Origin of the sequence: Collinsella sp. D33t1_170424_A12 (genome assembly GCF_015554865.1) — a bacterium.
Lineage (GTDB): Bacteria > Actinomycetota > Coriobacteriia > Coriobacteriales > Coriobacteriaceae > Collinsella.
This window is the reverse complement of the sequence record NZ_JADNJJ010000207.1, coordinates 1-9409: the sequence shown is the minus strand read 5'-3', so window position 1 is coordinate 9409 and position 9409 is coordinate 1. Positions and strand designations below refer to the sequence as shown.

The window sequence follows — 9409 nt, the reverse complement described above, 5'->3', positions numbered from 1 at the left end:
TCGGTGAACAACGACAAGAAGGATTCGAGGTAATCGTATGGCAGAGCAGAAAGAACGTGAGCTGAGCGCCGAGGAGGCCGGGCTGCTGGAGCGCATCCAGCAGGATTCATCCGTCCTGGACGAGCTGGCAGAGGACCTCTCGGCCCGAACGCGCCGGAAGCGTCAGCTGGCTGCATGCGTGTTCAGCCTGGCGGGTCAGCGCGAGCCCGCCGCGCTGACCCCGTATGTCCCCGCGCTGGTGGATGCCCTGGACCTCTCCGAAGCCCAGACCCGCTGGGAGGTTCTCGATGCGCTTACCTCGCTGGTGCCCGTGTGCCCGCAGGAGCTTTCCGAGGCCTATGAGGGGGCCGAGGACGCGCTGTTCGACGAGGACTCCGCGACGCTGCGCTTCTCGGCGTTTCGTTTCTTCACGGCGTGGGGCGCCACGAGCAAGGAGCGCTCGCTCAAGGCATGGCCCCTCATCGACGAGGCCGTCCAGTGCTTCCATGGCGACCTGGAGTATCGCGATATGCTTGTCTGCCTGCATGATTTTGCCAGCAGTAAGATCGACGATACCGTTGCCGCCGAGCTCGCCGGCCGCATCAAATTCGATGCCGAGCACGGTAAGGGCGCGTTCATCAAGGCGCGTTCCGCCGAGATCTACGATCTGCTGCTCGAGTCGTTTAAGCTGGATGCGCCCAAGAAGCGTGCCCGCACGGTGACATCCGCCGATACCGACGACGAAGAGTAGGAGGTCGCGATGGCCCACGAAGTTGTGCTGATTCCCGGCGACGGTATCGGTCCCGAGATCACGTCCGCGATGCGCCGTGTCGTTGATGCGACGGGCGTCGCCATCGAGTGGGACGTGCGCGATGCCGGAGCCGGCGTCATGGAAGCGTACGGAACCCCGCTTCCCCAGCACGTCTTGGACGCTGTCGGGCGCGCCAAGGTGGCAATCAAGGGCCCCGTCACCACGCCGATCGGTACGGGCTTTCGCAGCGTCAACGTGGCGCTTCGCAAGCATTTCGATCTGTATGCCTGCGTTCGGCCCTGCCTGTCGCAGCCCGGCGACGGTTCGCGCTACGAGGGCGTCGATATCGTGATCGTGCGCGAGAATACCGAGGACCTGTATGCAGGCATCGAGTTCGACGAGGGCGCAGCCGAGGTCGCCGCCTTATCCGAGCTCGTTTCCGCTTCGGGCCAGAAGGCGTTTCGCCCCGATTCGGCCATATCGGTCAAGCCTATCTCGATCGAGGGGTCGCGCCGAATCGTCGAGTACGCCTTCGAATATGCGCGCCGCTGCGGCCGTCGCAAGGTGACGGCCGTTCATAAGGCCAATATCATGAAGGCTACCGACGGGCTGTTCCTGCGCGTGGCCCGCGAGGTCGCGCAGCGTTATCCCGACATCGCCTTCGAGGATAAGATCGTAGACGCTACCTGCATGGGCCTGGTGCAGAATCCCGCCGATTTCGACGTGCTGGTCCTGCCCAACCTGTACGGCGACATCGTGAGCGATTTGGGCGCGGGCCTGGTGGGCGGTCTGGGCATGGCGCCCGGTTCCAATATCGGCGCCGATATCGCCGTTTTCGAACCTACGCATGGATCGGCACCCGATATCGCGGGCAAGGACATCGCCAACCCCACCGCCGAGATCCTCTCCGCCGCCATGATGCTCGACCACGTGGGCGAGCAGGAGGCCGCCGAGCGAATCCGCCGGGCGGTACGCGCTGTCCTCGCCGAGGGGACGGCCGTAACCGGCGATGTGCGCCGTGCCCAGACGGGCAGTGCACGGGGTGCCGTGGGAACTCAGGCGTACGCCGATGCCGTTATTGCATCGCTGCGCGCCGAGGCTTAAGGTAAAGATAAGTGTGGGCGCGGGCCGTCTTGCGGTATGGTGAGACGGTCCGTTATTTTATGTGAAAGGTGAAACCCATGGGTTTGGAACAGAAGAAAGACGAGCGCGAGGTCGTCGACGGAGTCGAGGTCATCGAGCGCAGCGATGTCCCCGACGATCTGCCCGAGGCGGCTTACGATCTGGTCGAGGGCGCCTCGGCGGAGGACATCGCCGCCGAGCGAGACGACGAGGTCGTCGAGGAGGCTTCCGCAGCAGAGGTGCGCGATGACGCCGAGGAGGAGCCGCAGGACGCCGATGCGAACGAAGCCGAGGCCGAGCCCGCGGCCGACGGCGAGCAGCCCGCGTCCGCCGATGAAGCGCCCACGCCTGTCGCGGAGCACGCCGATGCGAGCAAGAAGCGCCATACCATGTACATCGCCATCGCCGTCGTCGCCGTGATCGTTGCCGCTATCGGCGGTTATTTCTTTGGTAGCGGCGGTTTTGGGGCCAAGGGCGCCGGTTCGGCTACGCTCACCGAGGGCCAGCTGGATGCTCCGGTCGCCTCGTTCAACTTCAACGGCGCGACCACCAAGATCTCTGCTCGCGATGCAATTGAGAGCCAGTATAGCCTCGACGCCGTGAAGGGCGCCGACGGCACCTATCCCGCGCCGAGCGGCGAGATGATCTTGGGGTACGCCCGTAATAAAATCCTGGTCTCCGAAGCCGAGTCCCGCGGCCTTTCGGTGAGCGACGACCAGCTCAAGGAGTACGCCGAGGGTCGACTGGGCACCTCCGATTTCAAGGCGATCGCCGAGAATTACGGTGTGGACGAGGGCCAGGCCAAGCAGATCGTGCGCGATAACGCCCTGGTGGGCCAGCTGTACGAGCAGATCGTTCCCAAGGCCTCCGAGGCCCCTGCCCCCGAGGCCCCGGTGCAGCCTGCCGATGGCAACACCACGGCGCCTACGAAGGATTATGCCGAGTACATCATCGGCCTGCTGGGCAAGAACTGGGATAGCGAGAAGGGCACCTGGGCCAACGAGGACAACGAGTTCTTCTCGGCTCTGAAGGGTTCCACCTTCACTCCCGAGGGCGCTTCCTATGAGGATGCCCAGACCGCGTTCTACGTTGCCTACGAGCTCTACGCCAGCCAGGCCCAGGAGGCCAACAAGGCGTGGACGCTGTTTGCTAACGATCTGTATGCGAAGGCCGATGTCGAGCTGTACGGCCTGTTCGTCTAGCGCATACCTAAAAGATTGCGCACCGGCGCGCTTTATGGCGCCAAGCGCGAACCAACGGGTTTACGATAACGCCGCGGCGCCAAGCCGCGGCGTTTTTTCATGCGAAGGAAAGGAATCCGCGATGATCTACGGTGCACTGGAAGATCTCGCCCGCTATGCGGGATTCTGCAAGAGCCTCGACATCCTCATCGATTGGCTGGCGGACAACGATCCGGCCGAGCTCGCCTGCGGGTGCCATGAGATATGCGGCGCGAAGGTGTTCGCTAACGTTATGGCGCCGACCACGCGTTCCAACAGCGGTTCTCACTATGAGACGCATCGTCGTTACCACGATCTGCAGGTCGATGTGGAGGGCCGCGAGGCGTTCAGGGTCGCGCTGGGTGAAACGGCGCAGGTCGAACCCTTCAGCGAGGCCGATGATTTCGAGCTCGTGGACGCGGCTCGCTTCATCGAGGGCGATCTGGCCGAAGGGCGCTTCGCATTATTCGTGGCGGGCGAGCCGCATCTTCCGACGCTGCAGTTTCCGGGTGATGGTCCCGTCCAGATCAAGAAGATCTGCTTCAAGCTGATCGCCGATGAGTATTTCGACGAGTAGAACCGTCCGTTCGCTTGAAGCTTCTCCCATCCCAGTCGTTACGTGGGTATGCTTGAAACACGGTTGATTTCGCGCCGCATCCGCATCGCGCGGGGCGGCGCGCGTGCAAGGAGGTATTCCATGGCAGAGGAAGAGCTGGCGGCATATTGCGCGCCGAGCATGGAGCATCCCGTCGCGATCGTCCTTGGCAGCGGCCTGGGCGCCCTGGCCGAGCGCGTTCACGTGGTGCGTCGGATTCCCTATGAGGACATAGAGGGGTTTCCTCGAGAGGCCATCCCCGTCGAAGGGCATAGGTTCGAGGTCCTGGTGGGCACGATCGACGAGGTTCCGGTCGTTGTGTATCCCGGCCGCGTGCATCTGTATCAGGGCTACTCGGCCTTGCAGGTCACATCGCTCGTCCGTCATGCGAAGCGCCTCGGCTGCCGCGATATCATCTTGACGTGCGCATCCGGAGCGGTGGGGGATATCGAACCTGGAACGTTCGGCCTGATCACGGACCATATGAACCTCACGGGCTGCAATCCGCTATCCACGCCGGAAGGCGCCGCCCATTCGCTGTACGATACGCCGTTCGTGCCGGTTGCCGGGGCTTACTCGAACTACCTGACCGAGTTCGCACGCGAGGCAGCCGCCGAGGTGGGCGCTCCTGTGGCGGAGGGCACCTATGTGGGTATGCTCGGACCGAGCTACGAGACGGATGCCGAGGTCAACGCCTTGCGGGTCCTGGGAGCGGATTTCGTGGGATGCTCCACGGTATGCGAGGTCATCATGGCGCAGGCGCTACGTATGCAGGTGCTTGGCCTTACGCTCGTGACCAACAAGGCCGGCCGTCCCGATAACAACCATGCCGAGGTTGTCGCGGCAGCCGAGGCGGCGGCGGACAAGACGACCGGCGCCCTTCTGGGCGTGCTGCGGCGTTTGCGGGAGCTGTAGGGGGAGCGATCTTTTTCGAAAAGCAAGAATGAACCCTTGCGCTTTTCGAGTCAAACCCGTAGTATATTCAGCTGTCGGCACTCGTGCCGTCCATGCGTGCCAGCATAGCTCAGTTGGTAGAGCACCGCTCTCGTAAAGCGGGGGCCACCAGTTCAAGCCTGGTTGCTGGCTCCATTGATTATTAAAGCGCCTCTTCGGAGGCGCTTTTTTGTTATATCGCGCGGAGTCGTAATGCGCGACCTATCGATCGAAACGGGCGGAAGAGCAACACCGGTAAAATATGAACACCGTTCACTGCTCATTTCATACCGTTTGTGATTTCAGCTGAATGCGTATACCGACATGATACAACTCCATACACCTTCATAAATAACCAGCAGGTGAGGGGCATGCTTGTAAGGATCGGGGCATGGAGGTATGCAGGCTGAAATGAATACGGTTTTGCTGGTCCGGAGTCTATGAATTCAAGTCTCTAGCTGGTAAAGGTAGGTAAAGTCTGTAAACGGTGCGTATGTTCCTACGGACGGCATCAAAGTACGCGAGAAAACAAAAATAAATTGACGAAACCTACACGGGTGCTAAGATATGGAAGAACTTATCACGTGGTTACAACCAGTTGCGGAGAAGTCCGCAAGTTCCCGAGCAAAAGGAGACGTTGGATGATTGGCTTTATCCTGACGGGTCACGGTCAGTTTTCGAATGGTCTGAAGAGCGCGCTCGATATGGTTGCTGGCGATCAGCCCGCTTTCCAGATCGTTCCGTTCGAGGGCTCCGAGGCGGCTACGTACGGCGATGACCTGCGTGCTGCCATCACCGCTATGCGCGCCGAGTGCGAAGAGGGCGTCATCGTGTTCGTCGACCTCCTCGGCGGTACCCCGTTCAACCAGTCTATGATGATCGCCAACGACGTCGATAAGCTTGAGATCGTCACCGGCACCAACCTGCCGATGGTTATCGAGCTGCTCTTTGCTCGCAACGGCGCCACCGACGTGACCGCGCTTGCCGAGCAGGCCGTCACCGCCGGTAAGGACGCCGTCACCCGTCAGTCCCTCGCTTCCGTGATGGGCGCTGCGGACGAAGCCACCGATGAGGACGGCATTTAATGGCTGATTTTGGAGCCAACGTCCTTGCTTCTTCGGTCGCTCTGCTCGTCCTCATTGCGGTCATGGGCCTTGTCTACTACTTCTGGTCCAAGTCCAATATCAAGAAGAAGAGCAAGTACTTCGAGAAGATCCACACCGAGTTGGCCCCTGGCCAGAAGGTGATGTTCGCTGGCGGTATCTTTGGAACCGTTAAGAGCGTCGACGGCGACGTTGTCGAAATCAAGGTGCGTTCCGGCGCAGTCCTTGATGTCTCCCGATATGCAATTCAGGAGATTAGCCAGTAGGCATTCATTGGAAGGCCAAAAGGTCACCAGTAATGTATGAGCCAGATCACGTATACGAAAGGAACGGATCAACATGGCAGAGCCCAACATTCTTCTTACCCGTATCGATAACCGCCTGATTCATGGTCAGGTTGCTACCCAGTGGAACTCCACCCTGGGCTCCAACCTCATCCTCGTTGCCAACGACGAGGTTTCCACCAACACCATGCGTCAGAACCTCATGAAGATGGCTGCGCCGGCCGGCGTCGCCACCCGTTTCTTCTCGCTGGACAAGACTATCGAGATCATCGGTAAGGCTTCTCCCAAGCAGAAGATCTTCATCGTGGCCGAAACTCCGCAGGACGTGCTTAAGCTCGTCAAGGGCGGGGTGCCTATACGTAAGGTCAACATCGGCAACATGCACATGGCAGAGGGAAAGCGGCAGGTGGCCACTTCTGTGGCTGTCGATGACTCCGATGTCGCCGCTTTCAAAGAGCTGCAGGAACTGGGGGTGGAGCTGGAGATTAGGCGTGTTCCGAGCACGCCGGTCGAGGATACGTCCAAGCTGTTCTCGTAAGAGCTTGCGTATCCAACCGCATTCGTTCATCCGATCGAATGCACTTGTTAGTTTTCTCATGTAAACATTTTTTGAAAGGAGGAGCATAAGATGGACGTCTCGTTTGTTCAGGTCGCACTTATCTTCGTGGTTACCTTTATCGCCGCTATCGACCAGTTCGACTTCCTCGAGTCCCTGTATCAGCCCATCGTTACCGGCGCTGTCGTTGGTGCGATCCTCGGTGATGTGCAGACCGGCCTTGTCGTCGGTGGTACGTATCAGCTGATGACCATCGGTAACATGCCGATTGGTGGTGCTCAGCCGCCTAACGCTGTTATTGGTGGCATCATGGCTGCAGTCTTCGCTTGCTCTCTCAACATGGATGTCAACGTTGCTGTTGCCGCTGCTATCCCGTTTGCTCTTCTTGGTCAGTACGGCGTTACCCTGTTCTTTACGCTCCGTGCTCCCATGCTCGAGTCTTTCCGCGCTGCTGCTGTGAAGGCTGACACGAAGGCTATCACCCGCCTGACCGTCATCTCCGAGGTTATCCTCGGCCTCATCTTCGCCGCTATCGTCACCCTGTTCTTCATCGGTGGCCAGGCCTTCGGCGAGACTGTTGTTAACGCCATCCCCGAGTGGGTTAACACCGGCCTTTCCGCTGGCGGCGGTATGATGAAGTTCGTCGGCTTCGCCATCCTTCTGAAGATCATGATGAACCGCGACATGTGGGGCTTCTTCTTCATGGGCTTTGGCCTTGCCCTCATCGCGGTCAACATCCCGGCTATCGCCGGCCCTGCCCTGCTTATCCTGACCTTTATCGGCTTCGGCATCGCTTTCTGGGACTTCCAGCAGCAGACCGAGCTCAAGGGCGCTGCTTTTGACGGAGGTGACATGAGCGATGGCATCTAATGAGTTTGTTGTACCTGCACAGTATGAGGATCTTACTCCCGCTCCGCAGGTTGATTCGAAGACCCTGAACCGCATGGCTCTTCGTTCCTACTGGCTGCAGTCTTCGTTCAACTATGAGACCATGCAGTCCGGTGGCTGGCTGTTCGCTATGATCCCCGGCCTCGAGAAGGTTCACACCAACAAGAACGACCTCGCTGCGTCGATGTACCACAACCTGGACTTCATCAACACGCACCCGTTCCTGGTCACCTTCGTTATGGGTATCGTTCTCTCCCTCGAGCAGAACAAGCTTGATACCCAGACCATCCGCGCCGTCCGCATCTCCGCTGCTTCCCCGCTGGGCGGCATCGGCGACGCTCTGTTCTGGCTGACGCTCGTGCCGATCACGGCCGGCATCACCTCGAACATGGCTATCGAGGGCAACATCGCTGCTCCGTTCATCTTCCTGCTTATCTTCAACCTGGCTCAGGCTGCTTGCCGCTTCGGCCTCATGAAGTGGGCTTACAAGGTTGGTACCGGTGCTATCGATGCTCTGACTGCTAACATGCAGGCCTTCACCCGCGCTGCTTCCATCCTCGGCGTCTTCGTCGTTGGTGCCCTTACCGTCACCATGGGTGGTACGCAGATCAACCTCACCATCCCCAACGGCACCACCCGTGGCCTTGCTGCTCACACCGTGGTTGTCAACAACAAGGATGCTGAGAACTTCGCTGACCTCGAGGGCATCGACACCGAGGAGGCTGAGCCCGGTACCCTGGCTCTGACCGACATCGATGGCAACGCTCTCACCGCTGTCGCCGGCGAGGATGCCGTCGAGTGCGGCATCGTTGACCTTGGTAACGGCATGAGCTCCGTTACCTACGCTGAGGTTACCGAGACCGAGGTTAACTACTCCGTTGCCTCTACGCTCGACACCGTTCTCCCCAAGCTGGTTCCGCTGGCTCTCGTGCTTATGCTGTACTTCCTGTTCGCTAAGCACAACTTCACGCCGATCAAGGGCATCGTTCTGCTGCTCGTCCTCGGCCTGCTCGGCGCTGGCCCCTTCGGCCTGTGGCCCAGCATCTGGTAAGGCTCTGAGGCCCCGTGCGCTCATAGCGATATGAGCGCACAGCCCCTTACTTCTGTGTGTGTGTATTTTGGGCCGTGACTCGTACGTATCGGGTCACGGCCTTTTTCTATAGGTTCAGACTCTGTACGCGAATGAAGGAGGCGAGTAGAGATGGCGATTGTTGCTCGTAAGCAACCTCTCTACGATCAGCTCGTAGACATTCTCACCGAGAAGATCGACCATGAATATCGCCCCGGTGACCTTATGCCGTCCGAGCGCGAGCTTTCCGAGCGTTATGGACTTTCGCGCACGACCGTCCGCCTAGCCCTGCAGGAGCTCGAGCGCCTTGGCCTCGTCGTGCGTCAGCACGGGCGCGGCACCTTTGTCGCCGACCGCTCCGCGCAAACCACCAACCTCATGCATTCGTATAGCTTTACGGATCAGATGCGTGAGATGGGCCGCGATCCGCAAACAACCATTCTTGAGTTTTGCGAGTTCGAGGCCGATAAGAATCTTGCCGAGCATATGGGTACGCGCATCGGTGATCGCCTGTTCAAGCTGAAGCGCTTGCGTTCCGCCGACGGCATGCCCATGATGGTTGAACGAACCTACATGCCGGTCCGTAAATTTCTCTCCCTGAAGCGTCCCTTGCTTGAGCATAAGTCGCTGTACGATGTGATCGAGCAAGATTTTCGTCAGAAGATCCGCGTGGCGGAGGAGGAGTTCTTTGCGAGCATCGCACGCCCCGCCGATGCGCGCCTCCTTGAAATCAGCGAAGGGGCCCCTGTTCTCGATTTGGTCCGCACCACATATAACGAGAGCAACGAGATCGTCGAATACACGCTGTCGGTTGCACGAGCCGACCAGTTTAAATACAAGATCTTCCACCAGCGCAACGATTAACATATATGGTGGGATTGTATGGTTTCTACATTGGCAAACTGGTTA

At 59.5% G+C, this 9409-nt stretch carries 11 protein-coding genes and 1 tRNA gene; all 12 read left to right on the top strand.

The window, feature by feature from the left end:
• Positions 1-37 precede the first annotated feature (37 nt).
• The 12 genes from I2E26_RS08645 (at position 38) to I2E26_RS08590 (ending at position 9364) form a co-directional block, all read left to right on the top strand.
• Positions 38-730, top strand: coding sequence for a hypothetical protein (locus I2E26_RS08645; protein WP_195420404.1), 693 nt, complete (start codon positions 38-40; stop codon positions 728-730).
• 9 nt (positions 731-739) lie between these two features.
• Entirely contained in the window at positions 740-1834 is a 1095-nt protein-coding gene (locus tag I2E26_RS08640) for an isocitrate/isopropylmalate dehydrogenase family protein (protein WP_195420403.1), read from the top strand.
• Positions 1835-1911: 77 nt separating this feature from the next.
• Positions 1912-3054, top strand: a complete 1143-nt coding sequence (locus I2E26_RS08635; RefSeq protein ID WP_195420402.1) for a hypothetical protein — start codon at positions 1912-1914, stop codon at positions 3052-3054.
• A gap of 121 nt (positions 3055-3175) precedes the next feature.
• Positions 3176-3649 (top strand): YhcH/YjgK/YiaL family protein, encoded by a 474-nt coding sequence (locus I2E26_RS08630; RefSeq protein WP_195420401.1) that lies wholly within the window; start codon positions 3176-3178, stop codon positions 3647-3649.
• A 120-nt stretch (positions 3650-3769) separates the two neighbouring features.
• On the top strand, positions 3770-4582 hold the full coding sequence (locus I2E26_RS08625) for a purine-nucleoside phosphorylase (RefSeq protein WP_195420400.1): 813 nt from the start codon (positions 3770-3772) through the stop codon (positions 4580-4582).
• Positions 4583-4680: 98 nt separating this feature from the next.
• Positions 4681-4756: transfer RNA gene (locus I2E26_RS08620), tRNA-Thr, on the top strand.
• 485 nt (positions 4757-5241) lie between these two features.
• On the top strand, positions 5242-5685 hold the full coding sequence (locus I2E26_RS08615) for a PTS sugar transporter subunit IIA (RefSeq protein ID WP_147587482.1): 444 nt from the start codon (positions 5242-5244) through the stop codon (positions 5683-5685).
• Positions 5685-5969, top strand: coding sequence for a preprotein translocase subunit YajC (gene yajC / locus I2E26_RS08610; RefSeq protein ID WP_195420399.1), 285 nt, complete (start codon positions 5685-5687; stop codon positions 5967-5969). Before I2E26_RS08615 ends, yajC begins: the two co-directional genes overlap by 1 nt.
• A gap of 73 nt (positions 5970-6042) precedes the next feature.
• The gene (agaB, locus tag I2E26_RS08605; RefSeq protein WP_147587484.1) at positions 6043-6525 is read left to right on the top strand and encodes a PTS galactosamine transporter subunit IIB; all 483 of its coding nucleotides are present in this window, start codon (positions 6043-6045) and stop codon (positions 6523-6525) included.
• A gap of 90 nt (positions 6526-6615) precedes the next feature.
• A complete protein-coding gene (locus tag I2E26_RS08600; RefSeq protein WP_147587485.1) occupies positions 6616-7413 on the top strand; it encodes a PTS sugar transporter subunit IIC in 798 nt (265 codons plus the stop codon).
• Positions 7403-8482, top strand: coding sequence for a PTS system mannose/fructose/sorbose family transporter subunit IID (locus I2E26_RS08595; protein ID WP_147587486.1), 1080 nt, complete (start codon positions 7403-7405; stop codon positions 8480-8482). The genes I2E26_RS08600 and I2E26_RS08595 overlap by 11 nt, the downstream gene beginning before the upstream one ends.
• A gap of 150 nt (positions 8483-8632) precedes the next feature.
• Complete coding sequence (locus I2E26_RS08590; RefSeq protein ID WP_195420398.1) at positions 8633-9364, top strand: GntR family transcriptional regulator; 732 nt, start codon at positions 8633-8635, stop codon at positions 9362-9364.
• The last annotated feature ends 45 nt before the right edge of the window (positions 9365-9409 follow it).

Coding starts and splice junctions, on each gene's coding strand:
- I2E26_RS08590 (WP_195420398.1), top strand. CDS start 8,633: ATGGCGATTGTTGCTCGTAAGCAACCTCTCTACGATCAGCTCGTAGAC.
- yajC (WP_195420399.1), top strand. CDS start 5,685: ATGGCTGATTTTGGAGCCAACGTCCTTGCTTCTTCGGTCGCTCTGCTC.
- I2E26_RS08595 (WP_147587486.1), top strand. CDS start 7,403: ATGGCATCTAATGAGTTTGTTGTACCTGCACAGTATGAGGATCTTACT.
- I2E26_RS08645 (WP_195420404.1), top strand. CDS start 38: ATGGCAGAGCAGAAAGAACGTGAGCTGAGCGCCGAGGAGGCCGGGCTG.
- I2E26_RS08630 (WP_195420401.1), top strand. CDS start 3,176: ATGATCTACGGTGCACTGGAAGATCTCGCCCGCTATGCGGGATTCTGC.
- I2E26_RS08635 (WP_195420402.1), top strand. CDS start 1,912: ATGGGTTTGGAACAGAAGAAAGACGAGCGCGAGGTCGTCGACGGAGTC.
- I2E26_RS08615 (WP_147587482.1), top strand. CDS start 5,242: ATGATTGGCTTTATCCTGACGGGTCACGGTCAGTTTTCGAATGGTCTG.
- I2E26_RS08600 (WP_147587485.1), top strand. CDS start 6,616: ATGGACGTCTCGTTTGTTCAGGTCGCACTTATCTTCGTGGTTACCTTT.
- agaB (WP_147587484.1), top strand. CDS start 6,043: ATGGCAGAGCCCAACATTCTTCTTACCCGTATCGATAACCGCCTGATT.
- I2E26_RS08625 (WP_195420400.1), top strand. CDS start 3,770: ATGGCAGAGGAAGAGCTGGCGGCATATTGCGCGCCGAGCATGGAGCAT.
- I2E26_RS08640 (WP_195420403.1), top strand. CDS start 740: ATGGCCCACGAAGTTGTGCTGATTCCCGGCGACGGTATCGGTCCCGAG.